20 protein-coding genes are annotated in these 22,554 nt (G+C 60.2%); 11 read left to right on the top strand and 9 right to left on the bottom strand.

The features are described 5' to 3' along the window. Nucleotides 1-164: 164 nt before the first annotated feature. Nucleotides 165-1,070, bottom strand: a complete 906-nt coding sequence (locus ACRER8_RS10035; RefSeq protein WP_431746176.1) for a LysR family transcriptional regulator — start codon at nucleotides 1,068-1,070, stop codon at nucleotides 165-167. A gap of 121 nt (nucleotides 1,071-1,191) precedes the next feature. Here ACRER8_RS10035 and ACRER8_RS10030 point away from each other — a divergent pair, with 121 nt between their 5' ends. Then, entirely contained in the window at nucleotides 1,192-1,950 is a 759-nt protein-coding gene (locus ACRER8_RS10030) for an SDR family NAD(P)-dependent oxidoreductase (RefSeq protein ID WP_431746175.1), read from the top strand. A 165-nt stretch (nucleotides 1,951-2,115) separates the two neighbouring features. Here the strand turns inward: ACRER8_RS10030 and ACRER8_RS10025 are convergent, their stop codons facing one another. From ACRER8_RS10025 to ACRER8_RS09995, 7 genes are all read right to left on the bottom strand, one after another. Beyond that, complete coding sequence (locus tag ACRER8_RS10025) at nucleotides 2,116-3,045, bottom strand: AEC family transporter (protein WP_431746174.1); 930 nt, start codon at nucleotides 3,043-3,045, stop codon at nucleotides 2,116-2,118. Between the two features lie 240 nt (nucleotides 3,046-3,285). After that, nucleotides 3,286-3,594, bottom strand: a complete 309-nt coding sequence (locus ACRER8_RS10020; protein ID WP_431746173.1) for an RcnB family protein — start codon at nucleotides 3,592-3,594, stop codon at nucleotides 3,286-3,288. Nucleotides 3,595-3,662: 68 nt separating this feature from the next. Beyond that, nucleotides 3,663-3,971, bottom strand: a complete 309-nt coding sequence (locus ACRER8_RS10015) for an RcnB family protein (protein WP_431746172.1) — start codon at nucleotides 3,969-3,971, stop codon at nucleotides 3,663-3,665. Between the two features lie 709 nt (nucleotides 3,972-4,680). Next, nucleotides 4,681-5,907, bottom strand: coding sequence for a c-type cytochrome (locus ACRER8_RS10010; RefSeq protein ID WP_431746171.1), 1,227 nt, complete (start codon nucleotides 5,905-5,907; stop codon nucleotides 4,681-4,683). Further along, nucleotides 5,904-7,667 carry a GMC family oxidoreductase gene (locus tag ACRER8_RS10005; protein WP_431746170.1) on the bottom strand — a complete coding sequence of 588 codons (1,764 nt, stop codon included), beginning with the start codon at nucleotides 7,665-7,667 and terminating at the stop codon, nucleotides 5,904-5,906. The genes ACRER8_RS10010 and ACRER8_RS10005 overlap by 4 nt, the downstream gene beginning before the upstream one ends. Nucleotides 7,668-7,673: 6 nt before the next feature. Further along, a complete protein-coding gene (locus ACRER8_RS10000; RefSeq protein ID WP_431746169.1) occupies nucleotides 7,674-8,420 on the bottom strand; it encodes a gluconate 2-dehydrogenase subunit 3 family protein in 747 nt (248 codons plus the stop codon). A gap of 338 nt (nucleotides 8,421-8,758) precedes the next feature. Beyond that, nucleotides 8,759-8,995 carry a hypothetical protein gene (locus tag ACRER8_RS09995; protein ID WP_431746168.1) on the bottom strand — a complete coding sequence of 79 codons (237 nt, stop codon included), beginning with the start codon at nucleotides 8,993-8,995 and terminating at the stop codon, nucleotides 8,759-8,761. Nucleotides 8,996-9,110: 115 nt separating this feature from the next. On the opposite strand from ACRER8_RS09995, the gene mrdA reads away from it, so the two are divergent. The 9 genes from mrdA to ACRER8_RS09950 all read left to right on the top strand — a co-directional run bounded on the left by mrdA (nucleotide 9,111) and on the right by ACRER8_RS09950 (nucleotide 20,929). Further along, nucleotides 9,111-11,045: a penicillin-binding protein 2 gene (gene mrdA, locus ACRER8_RS09990; protein WP_431746167.1), complete on the top strand. Its 1,935-nt coding sequence runs from the start codon at nucleotides 9,111-9,113 to the stop codon at nucleotides 11,043-11,045. A gap of 262 nt (nucleotides 11,046-11,307) precedes the next feature. Next, nucleotides 11,308-13,029, top strand: a complete 1,722-nt coding sequence (poxB, locus tag ACRER8_RS09985; protein WP_431746166.1) for a ubiquinone-dependent pyruvate dehydrogenase — start codon at nucleotides 11,308-11,310, stop codon at nucleotides 13,027-13,029. Between the two features lie 367 nt (nucleotides 13,030-13,396). Continuing rightward, entirely contained in the window at nucleotides 13,397-14,248 is an 852-nt protein-coding gene (locus ACRER8_RS09980; RefSeq protein WP_431746165.1) for a MurR/RpiR family transcriptional regulator, read from the top strand. Between the two features lie 58 nt (nucleotides 14,249-14,306). Next, nucleotides 14,307-14,861: a D-alanyl-D-alanine dipeptidase gene (gene ddpX / locus ACRER8_RS09975; RefSeq protein WP_431746164.1), complete on the top strand. Its 555-nt coding sequence runs from the start codon at nucleotides 14,307-14,309 to the stop codon at nucleotides 14,859-14,861. A 204-nt stretch (nucleotides 14,862-15,065) separates the two neighbouring features. Further along, nucleotides 15,066-16,622, top strand: a complete 1,557-nt coding sequence (locus ACRER8_RS09970) for an ABC transporter substrate-binding protein (protein WP_431746163.1) — start codon at nucleotides 15,066-15,068, stop codon at nucleotides 16,620-16,622. Between the two features lie 333 nt (nucleotides 16,623-16,955). Beyond that, complete coding sequence (locus ACRER8_RS09965; RefSeq protein ID WP_431746162.1) at nucleotides 16,956-17,972, top strand: ABC transporter permease; 1,017 nt, start codon at nucleotides 16,956-16,958, stop codon at nucleotides 17,970-17,972. Between the two features lies 1 nt (nucleotide 17,973). Further along, complete coding sequence (gene ddpC / locus ACRER8_RS09960) at nucleotides 17,974-18,873, top strand: D,D-dipeptide ABC transporter permease (RefSeq protein ID WP_431746161.1); 900 nt, start codon at nucleotides 17,974-17,976, stop codon at nucleotides 18,871-18,873. Continuing rightward, the gene (locus tag ACRER8_RS09955; protein WP_431746160.1) at nucleotides 18,870-19,922 is read left to right on the top strand and encodes an ABC transporter ATP-binding protein; all 1,053 of its coding nucleotides are present in this window, start codon (nucleotides 18,870-18,872) and stop codon (nucleotides 19,920-19,922) included. The genes ddpC and ACRER8_RS09955 overlap by 4 nt, the downstream gene beginning before the upstream one ends. Beyond that, nucleotides 19,919-20,929, top strand: coding sequence for an oligopeptide/dipeptide ABC transporter ATP-binding protein (locus tag ACRER8_RS09950; protein WP_431746159.1), 1,011 nt, complete (start codon nucleotides 19,919-19,921; stop codon nucleotides 20,927-20,929). The genes ACRER8_RS09955 and ACRER8_RS09950 overlap by 4 nt, the downstream gene beginning before the upstream one ends. 173 nt (nucleotides 20,930-21,102) lie before the next feature. On the opposite strand, the gene ACRER8_RS09945 is transcribed toward ACRER8_RS09950, so the two are convergent. Then, nucleotides 21,103-21,963, bottom strand: a complete 861-nt coding sequence (locus tag ACRER8_RS09945) for a LysR family transcriptional regulator (protein ID WP_431746158.1) — start codon at nucleotides 21,961-21,963, stop codon at nucleotides 21,103-21,105. 107 nt (nucleotides 21,964-22,070) lie between these two features. Between ACRER8_RS09945 and ACRER8_RS09940 the strand changes: the two genes are divergently transcribed. Next, nucleotides 22,071-22,511 carry a VOC family protein gene (locus tag ACRER8_RS09940; protein ID WP_431746157.1) on the top strand — a complete coding sequence of 147 codons (441 nt, stop codon included), beginning with the start codon at nucleotides 22,071-22,073 and terminating at the stop codon, nucleotides 22,509-22,511. Nucleotides 22,512-22,554 lie beyond the last annotated feature (43 nt).

Below are 22,554 nucleotides of genomic sequence, written 5' to 3'. Positions count from 1 at the left end.
GCGCGAACGTGATGTCGTGCCATTTTGTTTCTACGCCGAGCTGCCGATCGTGGTCCCGGCACCTGCGTGGCAGTCACGCTATGCATCAGAGCCGGGAGGCAGTTCTCTGGAGACGGAAAAGTGGTTACAGCCATGTACAAAATTTTTTTTCAGCAGAAAAAACCTCAGGCAGCCACGCCGTATTCGAGCAACAGTTGCTCCATCCAGTCCATGAACACCCGACAGCGTTGTGGCAGATGGCGACGGTGGGCATAGAGCAATGAGACCGGCATGGGGGCAGGCAGGTAATCGGGCAATATTTCTACCAATTCGCCGCGACCCAAGTGGAACTCGTTGGACAGGCGCGGTATCTGCACAATGCCCAGCCCGCCCAGGCAGGCGGCTTCGTAGGCTTCGATGTAATTGACCGTGATGCTGCTGGGCATGGGCACCTGATAATCCTTGCCGTCGCGGTGATATTCGAACGTGGCGTTGCTTGCGCCAAAGGCCGACACGTAGTTGATGAGTCGGTGCTGTTGCAGGTCTTCCAGCGTCTGCGGCACACCGAAGCGCTTGGCGTAATTGCTGCTCACACAATTGACCATGCGGAAATTCCCGATCTTGCGCGCCACCAGCGTGGTGTCCGGTAACTCGCCGACGCGCAAGACGCAATCGAAACCTTCGCGCACCAGGTCGACCCGGCGATCAGTGCTGCTGATTTCCAGTTCGATCAACGGATGCCGGTCGATGAATTCGCTGACTCGCGGCATCACCAGCCGGCGTGCCACAGCGGTCGGCATGTCGACCCGAAGGCGGCCACTGAGCACGGCATTGTCCTGACGGAACAGGCTTTCCAGCTCGTCCATTTGCGCCAGCAGGTCCTTGCTGCGTTCGTAGAGTGCCTGACCGTCGGGGGTGGTTTGGACCTTGCGCGTGGTGCGCTGCAGCAGGCGTGTATCGAGTAGGTCTTCGAGGGCGCGAATTTGCTCGGACACGCTGGAGCGCGGCAGTCCCAGCGCATCGCTGGCAAGGGTGAAACTAGAAAGCTCCGCGACCCGAACGAAGGTTTTGAGCAGGTCGAGTTTGTTCATGATGTTTATCCATTGTTCGTTGTAATCGATCAGTCATATCGAGTAACGCGGATTTATCGAAGTACTGACGAACAATACAGTGCTGCTTACTGACTGAATACAGCCAATCGAGGTAGCAATCATGAGTAACAAAATCGCCATCATCACCGGCGCCAGTCGTGGCCTGGGGAAAAGCACCGCGCTGCATCTGGCGCGCCAGGGCGTTGACATCATCGGTACGTACCACAGCCGTGAACAGGAAGCGCAGAGCGTGGTCGCCGAAATCGAAGCGCTGGGCGGCAAGGCAAAAATGTTGCAACTGGATGTGGGTGATAGCAGCCATTTCGAGGCGTTTGCCGCTCAGGTATCGACTTTGCTCGGGACTTATTTCAAGGCCGAGCGCTTCGACTTTCTGGTGAACAATGCGGGTATCGGTATGTATGCCAGCTGCGCCGAAACGACTGAGGCCCAGTTCGATCAGCTGATGAAGGTGCATTTCAAAGGGCCGTTTTTTCTGACGCAGAAACTGTTGCCGTTGATTGCGGATGGGGGGCGGATCGTCAACCTCTCGTCCGGCCTGGCGCGTTTCTCGCCTATTGGCTATGGCGCTTACGCATCGATGAAAGGGGCGGTCGAGGTCTGGACCCGCTATCTCGCCAATGAACTGGGCCCACGCGGTATCACCGTTAACTCGCTGGCACCGGGTGCGATAGAAACCGACTTCGGTGGCGGTACGGTACGTGACAATCCAGAAGTGAATGCCTGGATTTCGTCCAATACGGCGATGGGTCGTGCCGGCTTGCCGGACGACATCGGCGCGGCGGTGTCGATGCTGCTGGGCGACGGCGGCCGCTGGATTACCGCACAGCGCATTGAGGCGTCGGGCGGGATGTTTGTCTAACGGCACGCCTATGAACGTTGTCGAGGTGATCGTCTAGTCATGTTCTTGGAGGAGCCATCTTGCTGGCGAATGCGCCGGGTCAGTTGTAGATGCATTGGCTGACACTCTGCATTCGCCAGCAAGCCGGCTCCTACAGGGGTCGCGCTGTGGATCAGCCTGGCGGTGTCAGGCATTGATGTAGTAAATGCACAACGACAACGTCACCAGCGAGCCCAAGGTTGAAATCAGGATGGTGCTGGACACCACCGAAGCCTCGCGCTGGTAGTATTCGGCGAGCATGAAAGGCCCGGTGCCGGTGGGCAGGGCACTGAGCAGCAATGCGGAATTGGCCCACAGCGGCGGCAGATGGAAGACCTTGAAGGCGAGAAACCAGGTCAACAGCGGGTGGGCAATCAGTTTGATCAACACCAGCAGGCTCGTGCCGTGGCGCGGGCCTTGTTGTTTCTGGGCCAGAAACAGGCCCAGAGAGACCAGTGCGCACGGCGTGGTCGCAGCACCCAGCAGGCTCAGAAACTTGTCCAATGCGCCCGGCAGCGGTATACCGGTAGACGCCCAGCACGCCCCGAGAATCGGCGACACCACCAACGGGTTCTTCGCCAGCGCACCCAGCACCTTGATGACGATGCGGTGCACGTGGGCTTCGCTCTGCAAGCCGATTTCGATGCACACCAAGGCGATGCCGAACAGCACGCAGACCACCAGCAGAGAGGCGATCAGCGCGGGCTCCAGGCCACTCTGGCCCAGCACCATCACGCACAGAGGAATGCCGATATACCCGGTATTGGCGTAAGAGGCGCTCAATGCATCGATGCTCGCATCGGCAAAATGCCCGGCCTTTTTGCGCCGCAGCAGCAAGGTGACGACGAACATCGCCATCGTCGAGAGGGTGAACACCAGAACGAATCCGGGATGCCAGATCTGCTCCCAGGTGGCAGTCGCCGTCGCGGTGAACAGCAGCGCCGGCAAACAGAGCCAGACCACCATTCGGTTGATCTCCGAAGCGGCGGTAGGGCCCAGGCGATTGGTACGCCGACACAGATAACCAACCAGTATCAAGGCGAAGATCGGCAACAACACATTTAAAACGGAAGACATCGGATCTCGGCCTTGACTTTTTGAAGCGGGAGCGTTGAACGGAGGCGTGCCAGACACACCTGAAACAAGCGGCCAAGATTAAAGTCGGAAATCGTTAGCGTCCAACCTTTCTCGCTATTGAAGTGGATTATTTTTGGGTCCCGAAGGGCTTTGTCAGTCCCGTCCCAGAGCGGTCGGGCATCAGTAGAGCGCAAGGGGGGAGTGCCCGAACGAGTCGGGCACAGGGGCGGTCAGCTGTCACTATTCCTTGGCGGACGCGATGTCGAGAATTTTGCCGTTATCGATCTCCACCAGCGCGTATTTATCACTGATCTGCACCCACTGGGTGTTTTCCTTCGGCGCTGTCAGTCCCTTTTTCTGCCAGTCCTTCACGCCGACGCGTTCCTGCTTATAGAGATCTGGCGCCGTGTCACCCACTTTGAAGTGTTTGTTGGTCGTTTCCGCCTGAACGGTTTTACTGGACGTCCGCTCGGCTGCCTGAACACCCAGGCTGGTGCCTGAGAGGCAGGTCATTACGGCCGCACAGGCCATCAGTGTTTTCAGGTTCATCATCAATTCCTTCTGCTTTTGCTTCGGTCAGCCCGCTTCCGGGGCCGGTTCGCTGTCTGTGGGCAGCGTTATTTCTTCACTGGCACGATGTCGGTGATCTGGCCATTGGTGGTTTGCACTTGCACGTATTTGTCGTTGATACGTACCCACTGACTCTGTTTGGAGGGTTCGTGCAGTCCTTTTGCTTTCCAGTCATGAATCGCCTCGCCAGGGCGCTGGAATTTTTCAGGTACACGAGAGCCTTTTTCCAGATCCTCTTTGTTGTCTTTGGAAGATTGAACGGTTTGCGCTGGGGCGTCGTCGGCGCGCACGGCGAAACTGCTGAGCGAAACACAGCTCAGAATCGCGAGACCTGCGATGAGAGACTTGCTGTTCATTCGAAGCTCCTTATCCAGTGCTTAATGCGCTGTTCATAAGCTCCGACCGTGATTCGAGCCGATCATTCAGTCGTTCTGCGGTGCCTCTGCTGCCGGCCGCAGGCTGTAGGAGCTGCCAGCGTGGCGCTCCACCTCGCCAGCGATCTACGGGGGCGCCGGCAGCAAACTCTGCAAGCGCGGTATACCTGACACCATAGAGTTGACCGATTTACTGCCGCTTCGCGCCAGATCGCGAGCAAGCTTGCTCCTACGCCCTCCGGGCAGAAGCAGGATTGTGGCGTTCCCGAGGTCGCGCCTCGCCGGGCAGAAGCAGGGTTGTGGCGTTCCCGAGGTCGCGCCTCGCCGGGTAGAGGAAGGATTGTGACGTCCCGAGGTCGCGCCTCGCCGGGTAGAGGAAGGATTGTGACGTCCCGAGGTCGCACCTCTCCGGGCAGAAGCAGGATTGTGGCGTGCCCGAGGTCGCGCCTCTCCGGGCAGAGGCAGGATTGTGGCGTTCCCGAGGTCGCGCCTTGCCGGGCAGAAGCAGGATTGTGGCGTCCCGAGGTCGCGCCTCGCCGGGCGGAGGCGGAATCTTGGCGTTCCCGGCATCCCACGCCCTCCGGGCAGAGGCGAGATCGTGGTGTTCAGAGCCGTTCGCAGACCGTTTCTACCGGAATAAAAAATGCCCGACCCCATCGCTGATGGCCGGGCATTTTTGTTCACGCGGCGATTATTTCGGCGTCAACGTCTCACGCACGTCCTTCACTTCGGCGCTGGACACCGCAGGTGCCGCATTGCCCCAGGTATTGCGCACGTAGGTCAACACGTCAGCGACGTTGTCGTCCGACAGGTTCCAGCCGAACGCCGGCATGGCCGGGGCGGTTGGGGCAGCGTCGGTGGCGCCTGCGCGACTGCCTGCCAATACCACACGGATCAGCGACGACGGGTCGTTGCTGTTGATCAGCGGGGCCTTGGCCAGTTTCGGGAACAGGTGAGCCGCGCCTTCGCCGGTTGGCGTATGGCACGCCGAGCAGCGGTCGGCATAGATCGCCTTGCCTGCGACCATCGACGCATCGGTGGCCGCTACCGGTTTGGCCTCGTCGACAGGCTTGGCCCCGTCTTTCAAATAGACGGCAACCGCCATCAGGTCCTGATCGCTCCAGTGCTGCGACGAGTGCTCGACCTCTTCGGCCATCGGCCCGGAGGCGATGTCGAAACGGTTGGCGCCGGTCTTCAGGTACTTGACGATGTCGTCCTCGTTCCATGCCCCGAGGCCGTCATGGCCGGTGGAGGTGATGTTCGGCGCGACCCAGTTCTGCAGGTTGGCGCCCATCAGGAACTGATCGCCCTTGTCACCCCCGGTCAGGTTCTTCGGTGTGTGGCAGGTGCCGCAGTGGCCCAGGCCCTCGACCAGATATGCACCGCGGTTCCACTGCTCGGACTTCTGCGGATCGGCCTTGAATTCGCCTTCCTTGAAGTTGAGCAGATTCCAGCCGATCAGGCTGGTGCGCACGTTGAAGGGGAAGGGCAACTGGTTGGTTTCGACCTTGGTGTCCACCGGATCGACGGTTTTCAGGTAGGCGAAAATGGCCAGGTTGTCCTCGCGCAGGACCTTGGTGTAAGCCGTGAACGGCATCGCGCCATACAGGCGCTTGCCGTCAAGGCCATGGCCCTTGGACATGGCGTTCTGGAAGTCTTCGAACGTCCAGCGACCGATGCCGTTGACCGGGTCAGGAGTGATGTTGGCGCCCGCCAGCTTGCCGAACGGGGTATCGAGAATCACGCCTCCGGAAAACAGCGGTTTGCCCGGCAGGGTATGACACGCGGTACAGTCGCCGACCGTGGTCAGATAACGGCCTTTTTCTACAAGATTATAGGAATCGGCGCCGGTAGCGGCGTGAGCCATCGAGACGGACAGGCCGATAACACCCGCACAAACAGTCAGAAGAGTCTTCATACGCTGATCATCTCCCCTGGACGCTTGAGGTAGCGGGTACGGATCGCATCCGCCGCTTTGAACGCCAGCGCCGCCACGGTGCCGGTCGGGTTGTAGCCGGGGTTCTGCGGGAACGCCGAGGAGCCGACCACGAACAGGTTCGGCACACCCCACACCTGCAGGTATTTGTTCACCGAACTGTTCTTCGGGTCGGCACCCATGATGAAGCCACCAACGATGTGCGAGGACTGATATGGCGAGCTGTTCCAGTGGCCGGTCTGGGCGCTGGGCACCATCTGCCGCGGGTTCATGCTCTTGGCGATCTCACCGACCTTGCCGGTGACGTACGCGGCCATCTTGCGATCGTTCTCCGGGAAGTCGAAGGTGATGCGCAGCAGCGGACGGCCCAGCGGATCCTTGTAGGTCGGATCAAGCGACAGGTAGTTGGTGCGGGTCGAGTAGCTGCTCGCCTCGCAGCCGATCGACATGGTGCTGGCGTAATTCTTGACTGTGGCCTTCTTCCACTCCGAGCCCCAGGCGGGGGTGCCGGGTGGAAGAGGGCGCGAGTCGATGGGCGCAGCGCCGATAGGGGTTACCCGAGTGCTGCCACCGCCGACGAAACCCAGACCCGAATGGTCGAAGTTGTCGTTGTTGAACTCGTCGATGCCCATGCCTATGGCGCCGCCGCCGATGAACGGGTTGAAGTTCTTGTCATCGAAGAACATCCGCACGCTGTTGGCGGTCTGGTACGCGTAGTTGCGGCCGGTGGTGCCGGTGTTGGTGACCGGGTCATACGGCTGGCCGACGCCGGACAGCAACATCAGGCGCACGTTTTCGAAGATGAACGCGCTGATCACCACCAGGTCGGCGGGCTGCTCCCATTCTTCGCCGTTGGAATCCATGTAGACAATGCCGGTGGCGCGTTTGCCGCTGCTGTCCATGGTCACGCGCAGCACTTCGCAATTGGTCATGGCAGTGAAGTTGGGCTTGCGGATCAGCACCGGCAGAACGGTGGTGATGGCGCTGGCCTTGGAGTAATTGGCGCAGCCGTAGTTGGTGCAGAACCCGCAATAAGTACAAGGTCCCATGGCCACTCCGAGGGAGTTGACATAGGGCCGCGAGACCAGCGCCGAGGGCACCGGGAATGGTTTGTAACCGAGGTTTTTCGCGGCTTCGGCGAACAGCACCGGCGCGTAGGTCTGCTCGGTCGGCGGGTTCGGGTATTCCTCGGAGCGCGCGCCTTCGAAGGTGTTACCGCCTTCCTGAATCACGCCCTTGATGTTGCCGGCCTTGCCCGAGACGCCCGCCAGACGGTCGAACTTGGTGTAGAACGGCTCCATTTCCTCCCAGTCGGTGCCCCAGTCCTGCAGTGTCAGCTCCGGCGACAACTCCTTGCCGTAACGCTCGGTCAAGTGGCTGTGCAGACGGAACTCATGGGGCTGGAAGCGAAAGGTGATGCCCGCCCAGTGGTTGCCCGCGCCGCCTGTGCCATTGCCAGGGTGGAATGAACCCCAACTGCGCATGGGTAGCGCTGTCTCGGTGACGCTGTTACGAATGGTCGTGGTGTTTTGCCGCGTCCTCAGCATCAGGTCCTGACGACGGCTGTAACGCAGTTCGTCGGCGGCCGATGCGACGTTGAAATCCGCAGCGGTGTCGCGCCACGGACCCCGTTCGAAACCGATGATCTTCAGTCCTTCATCGGCCAATTCGTTGGCGATGATGGATCCGGCCCAGCCGAGCCCGACAACCACGACATCCGTGGAAGGTAATTTTTTGGCCATGTCGAATTAACCCTTCTTGGTCCAGGCGGAGCTGCCGGAAATGGAGAGCGGCACCAGATTCAGCTTCTGGTTGTGCAGACCGATGTACTCGCGGTAGTCGTAGCGGGCGCCGGGGAAACCGATCATTTTCCACGACACCATGTCGCGGTTGCCGCCGTAGACCGGGTCGGCGAAGAAGCCTTCCATGGTGTTGCCCAGCACTTGCGCGAAGAACAGCTTGGCGTCGATGCCGTCCAGGGCGATCTGGCCTTTATCCAGGCCGGTCAGCACCTTGTCCTGCTCTTCGGGCGGGAGGGCGCTGAAGGTCTTCTGGTATTGCTTCTGGCAGTAGCCATCAAGCCCGGCCAGGCCGAGGCGGTAGCGCTGACGTGGTACCAATTCCGACTGATCGCCCTGCATCGGTGTGCCTTGCGCGAACGGGCCCTGCATGTACAGGCGGCCGAAGGTGCCGTATTCGCCTGCCAGCTGACGGTCGATGAACACCGCGCAACCAGCGTCCTTGCCGCTGACGCTCAACTCGTCGGCGGGGATCAGCCGGGCGACGATGGCTTCTACCGCGCTGGCCTCGGCGTCGGTGAAGAACTGCCAGCCCGGAGTGTCGTAGTGCATCGGGCCGTTATGGTCGAAGGGCACCCACGCCGGAACACCGACAACGGTGGCGGCCTTGGCCGTAGCGGCCGCACCGACGGCCAGCGTCGTTGCTGAGGATTTCAGCAACTGGCGGCGGGTGAGGCCTTTGGATTTCTCTGTCATTCAAGGCTCCTGCGAACACGAATGTTCAGGGGCCATGGCGAGCATGGTCCGCGAACAGGCAGTGTCGTAAGTGTGTTTCACGGTTTGGCTCGACAGGCGAAGTGTCGAACGGGCGTTCCTGCAGCGCGGGTGTGACATCGGGTCTCTGGCACGCCAGCATGCGAAAGGCGCACGCTAAGCGGGGAGCAGCCATTACCGCTGGTCATCTTTTTCGCGCCAAGGGCAATAATAGATGTGTTACTGACTATTGCATCCATTCAATTTGGTAAATGACTGTTGCATAAGTCGTAACAATTATTTTTCTACGTAGTAGTACTGACTGCTCCGTCCTTACACCATCAAAGAAGTGTGGTGGTTGCGTAATCATTGTTTTTAAAAGGGTTTTTTGGCCGCGTCGGTAATGCGTCAGAAAAGGATGCAAATCTGAGCCGATTTCTTGGCGCAACAGCTGCACCGGTGGCAACTTGGCGATTGAAAGGCTTTCTGTAATAAATTCGCGGTTCGCGCGGCATGCCGTTTGTTCTCGCGTTTGCTTTACCCCTTGTGAGTTTTTCCGAAGCTGACAGGATTTTCATGAAGAACGGTCCATGAAGCACACAGCTTCTTGGTATCGTGCACGCCATTTGCGTCCAGCGAACCTGCGGCGGACGCAGCTTGTGCCGTTCATATCTTCACCGAGTAGCTGTAGAAATGCCTGATCCCATACCGTTAAAGGACCATGAGAAGGAAACCCGGCTGGTCAACAAACGGTTGATCGCCTGTGCGCTCTTTGTCGTAGCCCTCAGTATTGCCCTGGTCTGCCGGATGTACTTCCTGCAGGTCACCGAATTCGCCTATCACTCGACCATTTCCGAGAACAACCGCGTTCACGTTTTGCCGATTCCGCCGGAACGCGGGCTGATCTATGACCGCAACGGCGTGATCCTCGCCGACAACCGCCCCAGCTTCAACCTGACCATGACCCGCGAGCGGGCAGGGGATTGGCACGCGGTGATCGACACCCTGATGCAGATCCTCAACTTGCCCGACGAAGACCGCATCGTGTTCGACAAGGCGATGAAGAACTCGCCGCACCGTTTCGTGCCGGTCACGCTGCTGTATGAGTTGACCGAAGAGCAGATCGCCTTGATCGCCGTGAATCAGTTCCGCCTGCCGGGGCTGGATGTCGAGGCGCAGTTCGTTCGGCACTACCCGTTGGCCGAGCACTTCGCGCATTCCATCGGTTACGTCGGGCGAATCAACGAAAAAGAAGCGACCCAGTTGGATCAGGTGGAATACCGCGGCACCCAGTCGATCGGCAAGACTGGCGTCGAGCGTTTCTATGAAAACGAGCTGCACGGCCATGTCGGTTATGAAGAAGTCGAGACCAACGCCCAGGGCCGCGTGTTGCGGGTGCTCAATCATCACGATCCGGTGGCCGGAAAAAGCATCACCCTGAGCCTGGACATCAAGTTGCAGGAAGCCGCCGAAGAAGCGCTGGGCGACCGTCGTGGCTCGGTGGTGGCGATCGATCCGGCCACCGGAGAAGTGCTGGCGATGGTCAGTAAGCCGAGTTTCGACCCGAACCTGTTCGTCACCGGCATCAGTTTCAAGGAATATTCGGCACTGCGCGATTCGGTTGACCGGCCGCTGTTCAACCGCGTGCTGCGCGGCCTGTATGCACCGGGCTCGACGATCAAGCCGGAAGTGGCCATCGCGGGCCTGGACAGCGGGGTCATCACGCCCTCGACCCGGGTTTTCGATCCGGGCTATTTCCAGTTGCCGGACTTCGACCACAAATACCGCAACTGGAACCATAGCGGTGACGGCTGGGTGGACCTGAACGCGGCGATCATGCGCTCCAACGACACCTATTTCTATGACCTGGCGCACAAGCTGGGCATCGACCGTCTGCACGACTACCTGACGATGTTCGGCATTGGCCAGAAGGTCTCGCTGGACATGTTCGAAGAGTCCGCCGGGCTCATGCCGTCGAAGGAATGGAAGCGTATCACCCGGCGTCAGGCGTGGTTCCCCGGCGAGACCGTGATCCTAGGGATCGGTCAGGGCTACATGCAGGTCACGCCACTGCAGCTGGCCCAGGCCACCACGCTGATCGCCAACAAAGGTGTCTGGAACCGGCCGCACCTGGCCAAGGAAATCGGCGGGGTACCTCCGGTGGACGAGCATCCGATGCCCAACATCGTGCTGCGTGATTCCCGCGAGTGGGATCAGGTCAACAATGGCATGCAATCGGTGATGCACGATCCTCGGGGTATCGCCCGTGCGGCGGCCCAGGGTGCGCAGTACCGCATCGCCGGCAAGAGCGGTACGGCGCAGGTGGTGGCGATCAAGCAGGGTGAGCGCTACAACCGCGACAAGACGCTGGAGCGGCATCGCGACAACGCCCTGTTCGTCGGCTTCGCACCGGCTGCCAATCCGAAGATCGCCGTCGCGGTGATGATCGAGAACGGCGAGGCGGGCGGACGTGTGGCCGGTCCGGTCGTGCGGCAGATTCTCGATGCCTGGCTGCTGGATCAGGACGGGCATCTCAAGCAGCAATACGCAACGCCGAATGCCACGCCAGTCAATCCCAAAGTGCAAATCGCCGCGCCGAACAAGGCCGTGGTACAGCCACCGGTCTGATGGGGAGTGCGGTTTGTGCTCTTGCACCGGGCCCTGTAGGGCCGGCATGCTGGCGAACGCGGCGTTTCAGCTTACGGATCCCTTGCTGGCACGCTGCGTTCGCCAGCAAGCCGGCTCCTACGGGGGTGAACGCATGTGCCCGAACCCAGGCACATCCTGACAAGCACTGAACTGTGACAGGTGCTACGGGTCGATTTGAGACGACGCACGATGCAGCCTTTGACTTCGTGCAGACTTTTCGACTCGACAAGGAACCTGCCCCATGTCCAGCAGAACCATCGCCGACTACCTCGCGCAAACCCTCGCCGCAGCAGGCGTCTCGAAAATCTGGGGGGTCAGCGGCGATAGCCTGAACGGTCTGACTGACAGCCTCGAACGCCTGGGCAAGATCAAGTGGATGCACACCCGCCACGAAGAGGTCGCCGCGTTCGCCGCCGGTGCCGAGGCAGCTTCGACCGGCAAGCTCGCGGTCTGCGCGGGCAGCTGCGGCCCCGGCAACCTGCACCTGATCAACGGCCTGTACGACTGTCATCGCAGCCGCGTTCCGGTACTGGCCATCGCCGCGCAGATTCCGTCGTCGGAAATCGGTCTGAATTACTTCCAGGAAACCCACCCCACCGACCTGTTCAAAGAATGCAGCCACTACGTCGAGGCGGTGAGCAGCGCCGAGCAATTTCCCCAGGTACTTGAGCGGGCCATGCGCGCGGCGATCAGCCAGGGCGGCGTGGCGGTGATCGTAATTCCGGGCGATGTCGCCTTACTGCCGGCGCCAGACATCAAACCCGCCTGGGTCGATGTCGGTCCCGCGCGCGTGATCCCGGCCGAGAAGGATTTGCAGCGGCTGGTGGATATTCTCGATAAATCCAAAGCCGTGACGATTCTGGCGGGTGCGGGTTGCGCCGATGCACATGACCAGGTTGTGGCGCTGGCAGAAAAGCTTTCCGCGCCGGTCGTGCATGCGCTGCGCGGCAAGCAGTACATCGAATACGCCAACCCCTTCGACGTAGGTATGACCGGCCTGATTGGCTTCAGCTCCGGCTATCACGCGATGCTGTCATGCGACACCCTCTTGATCCTCGGCAGCAGCTTCCCGTACCGCAATTTCTACCCTGAAAAAGCCAATATCCTGCAGATCGACATCGACCCTGCAGCCCTTGGTCGTCGCGTGCCGCTGACGCTGGGGCTGGAAGGCGGCATCGCGGAAACCGTCGTCGCACTATTGCCCAGAATCAAGGCCCACACCGATCGCAAATTTCTCGACAAGGCACTGGACCACTATGCCAAGGCCCGCGAAGAACTCGACGAACTGGCCACGCCGTCGTCCCATGGCGAGCCGATCCATCCGCAGTACCTGACGCGCTTGGTCGACGCCTACGCCGATCCGGACACGATCTTCACCGTCGATGTCGGCACGCCAACCTTGTGGGCCGCGCGTTACCTGACCATGAATGGCCAACGCTCGCTGTTGGGTTCGTTCAACCATGGCTCCATGGCCAACGCCATGCCTCAGGCGCTGGGCGCAAAAGCGGCGTTCCCGCAGCGCCAGGTGGTTGCCTTGTGTGGTGACGGTGGCCTGTCGATGCTAATGGGAGACCTGCTGAGCATTCGTCAGCTCAAGCTGCCGATCAAGATCGTGGTGTTCAACAACAGCTCGCTGGGTTTCGTCGCCATGGAAATGCAGGCCAGTGGTTATGTGCCCCATGACACCGATTTCAATGCCACCAATTTCGCCAATATCGCCATCGGCGCCGGCATTCTCGGGATTCGCGTGGAAGACTCCGCCGACCTGCCCAACGCGCTGAAAAAAGCCTTCGAACACCCGGGGCCGGTGGTGGTGGACGTGGTCACGGCGAAACAGGAATTGGGTCTGCCGCCGAAGATCAAGCTGGCACAGGCCAAGGGCTTTAGCCTGTTCACTTTAAAGGCGGTGATGAGCGGCAAGGCGGATCAGATACTGGAATTGGCGAAGACCAATCTTCGGTAATTCCAATGCGAGCGCGCCTTCGTCCAGTTCCGAAGGCCGCGTCTCGCTCTATTTCGCGACTGATGACCTGTGGGAGTGGGCAAGCGCACTCCCACAAGAGGCCCGGAGGGTTGCGAGATTTACCGATTGTCAATGTAGCCGCAGGTAACAACCGGCACTGATTTCCGTGACTTTTTCGCCCATAAAAAGCGCATTTCACCCCCAGCCCGCACCATCCCGAATCACGCTATTCCCCCTCCTGAAACTCCTGAAAAAAAGCATTGTGCCAGCTCGAAATCCGATGTTATGTTGATAACATCTGGTAACGAAATGACCGGTTTATAACATTTTCTGCCCTCGCGTTTGCGTGCCTTTGCAGTGGATTCCCATGGAAAAGCGTCCTTTTCTCGATACGTTGGAACAGCGCTTCAGCGACCTGACGCCCACGGGCAAACGTATCGCCGGGTATCTGCTCGCCAATCCGCAGAAGCTGCCGTTCGAGACTGCCGACAGCATTGCGCAGCAGACCGGCACCACCGGGATTTCGGTAGGGCGATTCTTGCGTTCGCTGGGCTATCGCAACATCGATGACGTCAAGCAGAGCCTGCGTGGCGACAGCGCCAGCCCTTGGGTAATTACGGATCGACTCGGTGCATTTCGCGAGGAGAGCACCCGCGGCGATGCCCTCGATCGCTCGATGAACCGTGAGCTGGAAGCTATTGGGCGGGTCTACGCCCTGGCTCGCAGCGAAACCTTCTCCCGTATTGTCGAGCGCCTGTACAGCGCCGATGCCGTTTTCATCGTCGGTATCCAGACCACACGGGGCATTCTCAATGCGTTCTTCACCCACCTCGAGTACATCCGGCCCAAGGTCTACTACGTCGATGGTCTGTCCGGTACCTACGCCGAGTCGCTGAACTCGCAGTTCGAAAATCCCTACGCAGTGATCGCCGACTTCCGCACCTATTCCGCCGTGGCCAGAACCTTTTGCGAGGTGGCCTACCAGCAGCGGCTGGCCATGGCTTTCATCACTGATTTTCATTGCCCGTGGGCCAGGGACTATCCGACTGATTTGCTGCAACTGGATGCCGACGTCGGCCAATTCTGGGATTCCCTGGCGCCGCTGACCTGCCTGTTCAACCTGATGGTGTCGGCAGTGGCCGAAAAATATGGCGAGCGACTCGATCAACGCCTGGCGAAAAACCGTGAACTGCAACAATTGTTCGGTCAGTTCGAATGAACTGACCGGCAAGAGACCCCGCGCGTGACGAACGTGTTTCTGATCTGGAGTGTTTTACGTGAATAGCCCCCTCGTTGAAGTCGATGCCCAAGCGTTGCAGGTCGAAGTCGATCTGATCTACGCCGGGGTCGATAACCTGGCTGGCAAGCAGATTTATCGGGATCCGCGCTGCCTGTTGCATCACGATGCCGAGGCATGCCTGCGCAAGGCCAGTGCCTTGGCACGGCAGGCCGGTCTGCGCCTGCGCATCTTCGATGCCTATCGCCCGCCCTATGCCCAATACCTGCTGTGGGAGGCACTGCCCAACCCTGAGTACGTTCGCGACCCGAGTCTGGGTTCCCATCACACTCGTGGCGTGGCCGTCGACCTGACCCTGATCGATGCTGACGGCAAGGCGCTGGACATGGGCACCGGCTTCGATGACATGCGCGAGCACTCCCACCAGTTCTTCGCCGATCTGCCAGCCGACGTGCAGCGCAATCGCCTGTTGCTGCTGGGGATCATGCTCGCCGCCGGCTTCACTTACATCGACAGCGAGTGGTGGCATTACGAGCTGCCCAACGCTGACGACTATCCATTGATCGATGATGGTTCGATCCGCCCGGCGGGCTGAACCGTACAACCCTGACAACCGTGACACCTGACCGGGACGAACATGAATCCCGGCTGAATCTGGTGACGGCCTGGCTTGAAAGAGAAATCTGAAAAGAGCAGGCCGCGCCATTTCGGAGGCCAGTCCTCCGAGCTTTGACTGCCCGGTATAGCTTCAATAAAAAACCTGACGAACGTCCATACATCGAATGATCAAGGAACCGGCATGAAATCAATTGTGACTCCCCACAAACTGGCGATAGCACTCCTCTGCACCGCCATGGGCCTGGGTGCCTGGCAGTCGGCCAGCGCAGCCGTGGCCCAGGACACCCTGATGATCGGCAAGCCTTCGGATCCGCAGACGCTCGATCCAGCGGTGACCATCGATAACAACGACTGGACGGTGACCTATCCGGCCTATCAGCGTCTGGTGACCTACAAGGTCGAGAACGGCAAAGGCAGCACCGAAGTGGCTGGCGAGCTGGCCAGCAGTTGGTCTACGTCGGCCGATAACCTGACCTGGGAATTCAAGCTCAAGCCGGGCAACAAGTTCGATGACGGCGCCGAGGTCAACGCTGAAGCGGTGAAGTTTTCCTTCGACCGCGTGATGAAACTCAAGCAAGGCCCCTCCGGCGCGTTTCCGGATGACATGAGCGTATCGGTGGTTGATCCGCTGACAGTGAAGTTCACCCTCAAGGCCCCGTACGCGCCGTTCCTTTCGACACTGGCGCACAACGGCGCCGCGATCATCAATCCGGATGTCGCGAAGAAGGCCGAAGGCGCCGAAGCCTACCTGTCGAACCACACCGCCGGTTCCGGCGCGTTCAAACTGGTCAACTGGCAGAAAGGCCAGACCCTGACCATGGAGCAGAACAGCTACTACGCCGGACCCAAACCGACACTGAAAAAAGTCGTGGTCAAGATCATCGGCGAGGCCTCGGTGCGCCGCCTGCAACTGGAACACGGTGATCTGGACATCATCGAAGACATGCCCGAAGACCAGCTCGAAGCGCTGAGCAAGAAGTCCGGCGTGGTCGTCGGCGATTACCCGTCGCTGCGGGTGACCTTGCTCTACTTCAACACCCAGAAAGCGCCGATGAACAACCCGGATGCGCGTCGCGCGGTGGCCGAATCGCTGGATTACGACGGCATCACCAACGGCATTCTCAAAGGCAAGGCCAAGCCATTGAACGGCCCGATTCCACAGGGCATGTGGGCCTATGACGAGAAGCTGCCTGCGTTCAAGCAGGACATGAGCAAGGCCAAGGAAGATCTGGCCAAGGTCTCGCCGAAGATCAGCAACCTGACGTTCATGTACTCCGACAAGGATCCGAACTGGGAACCCATTGGTCTGACCCTGCAAGCCGGGCTGCAATCGCTGGGCGTCAACCTGAAGATGGAAAAACTGGCCAACGCCAGCATGCGTGAACGTCTAGGTAGCGGTGATTTCGATGTCGCCATCGGGTCCTGGAGTCCGGACTTCGCCGACCCCTACATGTTCATGAACTTCTTGTTCGATTCGAAGCTGAAGGGCCTGGCGGGCAACCGTTCGTTCTACGACAACCCGGCAGTGGACAAGCTTATCCGCGAATCGGCGACCACCAACGACATGGCCAAACGCACCGAGCTGTACCAGCAGGCCCAGAAGATCGTCCTCAGCGACAGCGTCTACGCCTACCTGTATCAGAAGGCCTATACCTTGCCGATGAGCGACAAGGTCAAGGGTTACGTGTTCAACCCGATGCTGGAACAGGTGTTTAACGTCGGCACGATCACCAAGTGACTCGTCGTTGCTTCACCAGCCCTGGTGAGGAGCGAGTTCATTCGCGATAGGGACGTACAGTCGATGAGTCTTTGTCGCCTGAACGATTTTCGCGAATGAATTCGCTCCCACAGAAGGCAATGTGTATTTGCCCTACCACTGTTGGAGCGAATTCATTCGCGAGAGGCCGGTACAGCCGCTGCAGATGCGCCGGCTGATCTACAGCGCCGAGAACGAATGCGCTCGCTCAGAAGGTGAAGTGTTATCTGCCCCAGCCTCTGTGGGAGGGGCATGACAAGACTGTGTCCGCGAGTTGTTTCGCGTTGTCGATCAAATGTGTGACCGAGGTGCCTGATGGCCTTCCTGAATATGCTGCGTAAACGCCTGGGCGGCTTGCTGTTGGTGGTGTTCGGCGTTTCACTGATTACCTTTTCCATTTCCCACCTGATCCCGGGTGACCCCGCACGGCTGATCGCCGGCGACCGTGCCACCGACGCGATTGTCGAGAATATCCGCCATCAGTTGGGCCTGGACCTGCCGCTGTATCAGCAATATGGCCGCTACATGCTCGACCTGTTGCATGGCGATCTTGGTACGTCGATTCGCACACATCGTCCGGTGCTTGAGGATCTGCAGGCGTTCTTCCCGGCGACCCTGGAGCTGGCCCTGGCGGCGCTGACCCTGTCGATTCTGGTGGGTGTACCGCTGGGTGTGCTGTCGGCGGTCTACCACAACCGCTTCATCGATCAGGTCGCGCGAACCCTGGCAGTGACCGGCATTTCCACTCCGGCGTTCTGGCTCGGATTGGGCCTGATTGTGCTGTTCTACGGCCACCTGAACTGGCTGCCCGGCAGCGGACGGATTGACGAAGGGCTGGATCCGCCGCCGACCGTCACCGGCTTTTACCTGATCGACACTTTGCTCGCGGGCGACACGGCGCTGTTCTCCAACGCTGTGCAGCACCTGATTCTGCCGGCGATCACCCTAGGCTTCGTCAACCTCGGCGTCGTAGCGCGGCAGATCCGCTCGGCGATGCTCGATCAGTTGGGCGAAGACTACATCCGCACCGCGCGCGCCTATGGCCTGTCGAAGTGGGCGGTGATCCTGCGCCACGCGCTGCCCAATGCGTTGATTCCTTCGGTGACTGTCCTTGGCCTGACCCTGGGCGATCTGCTGTATGGCGCGGTGCTCACTGAAACCGTTTTCGCCTGGCCGGGCATGGGGGCATATGTGGTCAAGTCGATCCAGTCGCTGGATTTCCCGGCGGTCATGGGCTTCGCCATTCTGGTCTCCTTCATTTATGTACTGCTCAACATGGCGATCGATCTGCTGTACCGCCTGATCGACCCCCGCATCGGCGAGGTCAATTGAGATGTCTACCCCAATCGCTGCGCCCGTGGTGGCGCCACTGCCCAAGGCCTCGCGCTGGCAGGAAAAACTGGCGTATCTGGCCCATCAGGTTCGCCGCAGCCCGCTGACCATGGCTGGCTTATTGATCACCTTGATGGTGCTGCTGGTGATGATCTTCGCCCCGTGGCTGGCGTCCCATGATCCGAACGCTCTGAACCTCACTCAGCGGCTCGCCGCACCTTCTGCCGTGCACTGGTTCGGCACCGATGAAGTAGGTCGTGATCTGTTCAGCCGCGTGCTGTACGGCAGTCGGCAATCGGTAGGCGTCGGCCTGTTCGTGGCCTTTGCTTCGTGTTTCGCCGGAGGCTTGCTGGGCTGCATGTCCGGAATCATCGGCGGGCGCTTCGACGGCCTGATCATGCGCCTGATGGACATCATGCTGTCGGTGCCGTCGCTGGTGTTGATCATGGCGCTGGCGGCCGCACTGGGCCCGAGCCTGTTCAACGCGATGCTGGCGATCACCCTGGTGCGCATTCCGTTTTACGTGCGGTTGGCCCGCGGGCAGGCGCTGAGTATTCGTCAGATGGGCTACGTCAAAGCCGCCGAAACGTTCGGCGCCGGGCGCTGGCACATGGTGTCGTGGCACGTGGCGCGCAACGCCATGCCGCCTCTGCTGGTGCAACTGAGCCTGGATATCGGCAGCGCGATTCTTATGGCCTCGGCCCTGGGTTTCATCGGCCTGGGCGCACAGCAGCCAACCGCAGAGTGGGGTGCAATGGTTGCGACGGGGCGCAACTACGTCCTCGATCAATGGTGGTATTCGACCTTCCCGGGGGTGGCGATTCTGATTACGGCCACCGGTTTCAACCTCTTGGGCGACGGCGTGCGTGACCTGCTCGACCCCCGTCAGCAGGGGAAATGATCATGCAAACCCAAGCACATAAAGCATTCCCAGGCGACGCGGCGGTGTTGAGCATCGATAACCTGAGCATTGAATTCCCGGCCTACAAAAGCACGGTCAAGGCGCTGAACGGCGTGTCGCTGCACGTCAATCCCGGCGAAATCGTCGGGGTGATCGGCGAGTCCGGTTCCGGCAAGTCGGTGACCGCGATGCTCAGTCTGCGCCTGTTGCCCGAGCGCGCCTATCAGGTGAAGAGCGGCAGCTTGAGCATCCTTGGTCGGGATATGCTGACGGCCAGAGAGAAAGACCTGCTGAAAGTCCGCGGCCGCGACGCCGCAATGATCTTCCAGGAGCCAATGACCGCGCTGAACCCGACGCGGCGCATCGGCCGGCAAATGCTCGATGTGATCATCCATCATCAACAACTGAGCAAGGCCGACGCCCGCACCAAGGCCATCGCACTGCTGCGCGACATGCACATTGCCGACCCCGAACAGGTGATGAACAGCTACCCCTTCGAGCTCTCCGGCGGCATGCGTCAGCGGGTGATGATCGCCCTGGCGTTTTCCTGCGATCCGCAATTGTTGATTGCCGACGAACCGACCACGGCGCTGGACGTCACCGTGCAGCGCCAGGTGTTGCTGCTGCTTCGGGAAAAGGCCCGCGAGCGTGGTACGGCGATTCTGCTGATCACCCACGACATGGCGCTGGTTTCGCAGTTCTGCGACCGGGTCTACGTGATGTATACCGGCGCGGTGGTGGAGCAGGGCGTGACTGCGCAGGTCATGGCTGACCCGCGCCATCCGTACACCCAGGGTCTGCTCAGCGGCCTGCCGGAGCAGGTCGAGCCGGGGCAGGATCTGATGACCATTCCCGGCCAGGTGCCCAATCTGTCGGCGCTGCCCGAAGGTTGCACCTTTCGTGATCGCTGCCCCTTCGCCATGCCCAAGTGTCTGCAACGTCCACCAATGCAGAGCCTCGACGCTGCGGCGGACCGCAAAAGCGCGTGCTGGTTGAGCGAGGCTTCTGATCTGGACTTGCATGCAGCCAAACAGGAGTCGCGGCCATGACCAGCACAGCCCTTGCATCTCTTTGCGGCGAAAGCCCGATGATTCTCGGCCTGCAAGACGTGCGGGTGCATTACCCGATGGGCAAGGACTGGCTGGGCCGGCCCAAAGCCGTGGCGCACGCCTTGAACGGCATCGACCTGCAAGTCCGTGCTGGAGAAACCCTGGGGGTGGTCGGCGAATCCGGCTGCGGCAAAAGTACTCTGGCGCAGTTGTTGATGGGCCTGATCAAACCGACGTCGGGCACACTCGACTGGATTTACAACAACGCCAAGGAACGCAACAGCAACGTGCAGATCGTGTTTCAGGATCCGCAGTCGTCGCTGGATCCGCGACTGCCGGTGTGGAAGGTGATCACTGAACCGTTGTTCGTGCAGCGCTCAGCGCCCCGTCGGGATATGCGTGAAATCGCCGCCAGAGTCGCGTCGCAGGTCGGGATTCGCACCGAATACATGGAGCGTTTCCCGCACCAGTTCTCCGGTGGTCAGCGTCAGCGCATCGCAATTGCTCGAGCGCTGTCTTCCGACCCGGACATCATTGTGCTGGATGAGCCGACCTCGGCACTGGACATCTCGGTGCAGGCGCAAATTCTCAATCTGCTGGCCGAATTGCAACGCAGCCGCAATCTGACCTACATCCTGATCTCGCACAACGTCTCAGTGGTGCGGCACATGGCTGACAGGGTGGCGGTGATGTACCTGGGACAGATCGTCGAGCTGGGCAGCGCGAGCGAAGTGCTTGAGCGACCGCGGCATCCCTACACCCAACTGCTGCTGGAGGCGGTGCCGCGACTGGGCGTGGCGGTGGACGATGCGCAGGTCTCCGCCCCGACCGAATTGCCGGGCAATCGCAACTTGCCGACGGGGTGTTTCTTTCGTGATCGCTGCCCGAAGGCAACGGTCGGATGCGAAAAGCCCCAGGCGTTGTTGCCGGCCAGAGCAGGAGCTGGAACTGGAACTGGAACTGCGCAGGGTGCGGAACTGGTCAGGTGTCATTTGCAGTCGGTTTGAGCAAGTTCCAAGGCCGAACCGAGACTTTGATCTGTGGGAGCGAATTCATTCGCGAGGTGACGGTACAGACGACACATCTCTGTGGTCTGCCCCCTTTCGCGAACGAATTCGCTCCCACAGACGTCCTGCGCGGTGCCTGATATCTCGCCAGCACCGCGAATTCAGGCACCGCGTCAGCGCAAATGCAGACACCTGCGAAACAACCGTGGCAACGGCAACTGCCGATTCGCATGGCGCATCACCAGCGCCAGCTCGCGGTGGAAGGTGAGGGCGCCGAGTTCGATGATTCGGATCTGCGTCGCCCGTTCCAGCCAAAGACCTGCTCGCGGCACCAGCGATACGCCAAGTCCGGCCTCGACCATGCGCACAATGGCGTCGACTTCATCCAGCTCCAGGCCCGGTCGGGTTTCGATCTTTTGCTCACGCAGGAAACGCGTGACCTGACGTCCGCCGAAGGAATGGCGGTCGTAGCGTACGAAGCGATTGTCGCGCAGCAGCTGGAGCGGGTCGTCGCCTTGGGCGTCACTTGGCGCGATCAGCACAAAGGGTTCGCGTTCGATAACTTCCAGATGCAACTCCTTGGGCAGTGCGAAGGGCGGTCGAATAAGGATCGCCAGATCGATCTCCCCGGCATCGACGCTGTTCAGTAAAGTCTGCGACACCCCCGGCACCACCTTGGCTTCGACGGTCGGCGCCTGAGTGTTCAACTGCACCAGCGCGGCGGGCAGCAGGCCGGTCTGCACCGTAGCGATGGCACCGATCAGCAGTTCACCGTAGTAACCGCTGTCGGCGGACGGCGCTGCCATGCGCTCGAACAATTCGACGATCTCCCTTGCCATCGGCAATGCACGGTGGCCGGCTGCATTGAGCGTCGCGCTGCGACCGCTGCGGTCGAACAGTGGCGTGCCCAGGGCTTTCTCCAGGTTGCGAATCTGCGCGCTGACCGCCGATTGGGTCAGACCGACCTGATTGCCTGCGGCAACGAAAGTGCCGAGTCGCTCGACGGTGATAAAGGTTTTCAGCTCGCGAATCATGGCAACTCACTGATCGAAATAATTGTGGCTCGACGCGAAAATTATGATCTTTCAATCAATGAATCAATGGATAAAGATGTCCGCATCCCGCAAAGAGGAAATCCACCGTGACCGCTACCACTACCAAGCTTTCGCCATTTCACCTCGCCATCCCCGTATATGACCTCGCGGCTGCGCGGCATTTCTACGCCGATGTGTTCAATCTGCCGGAGGGCCGTTCCAGCGAACACTGGGTCGACTTTGACTTCTTCGGCCATCAACTGGTGATTCACGAACACCCGAAGACCGATTCCCAGGCTCACGCGGGCACCAACGCGGTGGATGGCCATGACGTGCCGGTGCCGCACTTTGGCGTGGTGTTGGGCTGGGAAGAATGGGAGGCGCTGGCTGACCGTTTGCGGGGCCAGGGCGTGAAGTTCGTGATCGAGCCGTATGTGCGCTTCAAGGGCCAAGTGGGTGAGCAGGCGACGATGTTCCTGTTCGATCCGTGCGGTAACGCGCTGGAGTTCAAGGCGTTCAAGGATATCGGGCAGTTGTTTGCCAAGTAAGGCTGGCTATTCGGCACGCCTCAAATCCTTGTAGGGGTCGGGG

Source organism: Pseudomonas sp. (assembly GCF_050739935.1).
In the GTDB taxonomy this organism is placed as follows: Bacteria; Pseudomonadota; Gammaproteobacteria; order Pseudomonadales; family Pseudomonadaceae; genus Aquipseudomonas.
This window is presented reverse-complemented; position numbering and strand designations above follow the sequence as displayed.

Coding starts and splice junctions, on each gene's coding strand:
- ACRER8_RS10035 (WP_431746176.1), bottom strand. CDS start 1,070: ATGAACAAACTCGACCTGCTCAAAACCTTCGTTCGGGTCGCGGAGCTT.
- ACRER8_RS10030 (WP_431746175.1), top strand. CDS start 1,192: ATGAGTAACAAAATCGCCATCATCACCGGCGCCAGTCGTGGCCTGGGG.
- ACRER8_RS10025 (WP_431746174.1), bottom strand. CDS start 3,045: ATGTCTTCCGTTTTAAATGTGTTGTTGCCGATCTTCGCCTTGATACTG.
- ACRER8_RS10020 (WP_431746173.1), bottom strand. CDS start 3,594: ATGAACCTGAAAACACTGATGGCCTGTGCGGCCGTAATGACCTGCCTC.
- ACRER8_RS10015 (WP_431746172.1), bottom strand. CDS start 3,971: ATGAACAGCAAGTCTCTCATCGCAGGTCTCGCGATTCTGAGCTGTGTT.
- ACRER8_RS10010 (WP_431746171.1), bottom strand. CDS start 5,907: ATGAAGACTCTTCTGACTGTTTGTGCGGGTGTTATCGGCCTGTCCGTC.
- ACRER8_RS10005 (WP_431746170.1), bottom strand. CDS start 7,667: ATGGCCAAAAAATTACCTTCCACGGATGTCGTGGTTGTCGGGCTCGGC.
- ACRER8_RS10000 (WP_431746169.1), bottom strand. CDS start 8,420: ATGACAGAGAAATCCAAAGGCCTCACCCGCCGCCAGTTGCTGAAATCC.
- ACRER8_RS09995 (WP_431746168.1), bottom strand. CDS start 8,995: ATGAAAATCCTGTCAGCTTCGGAAAAACTCACAAGGGGTAAAGCAAAC.
- mrdA (WP_431746167.1), top strand. CDS start 9,111: ATGCCTGATCCCATACCGTTAAAGGACCATGAGAAGGAAACCCGGCTG.
- poxB (WP_431746166.1), top strand. CDS start 11,308: ATGTCCAGCAGAACCATCGCCGACTACCTCGCGCAAACCCTCGCCGCA.
- ACRER8_RS09980 (WP_431746165.1), top strand. CDS start 13,397: ATGGAAAAGCGTCCTTTTCTCGATACGTTGGAACAGCGCTTCAGCGAC.
- ACRER8_RS09970 (WP_431746163.1), top strand. CDS start 15,066: ATGAAATCAATTGTGACTCCCCACAAACTGGCGATAGCACTCCTCTGC.
- ACRER8_RS09965 (WP_431746162.1), top strand. CDS start 16,956: ATGGCCTTCCTGAATATGCTGCGTAAACGCCTGGGCGGCTTGCTGTTG.
- ddpC (WP_431746161.1), top strand. CDS start 17,974: ATGTCTACCCCAATCGCTGCGCCCGTGGTGGCGCCACTGCCCAAGGCC.
- ACRER8_RS09955 (WP_431746160.1), top strand. CDS start 18,870: ATGATCATGCAAACCCAAGCACATAAAGCATTCCCAGGCGACGCGGCG.
- ACRER8_RS09950 (WP_431746159.1), top strand. CDS start 19,919: ATGACCAGCACAGCCCTTGCATCTCTTTGCGGCGAAAGCCCGATGATT.
- ACRER8_RS09945 (WP_431746158.1), bottom strand. CDS start 21,963: ATGATTCGCGAGCTGAAAACCTTTATCACCGTCGAGCGACTCGGCACT.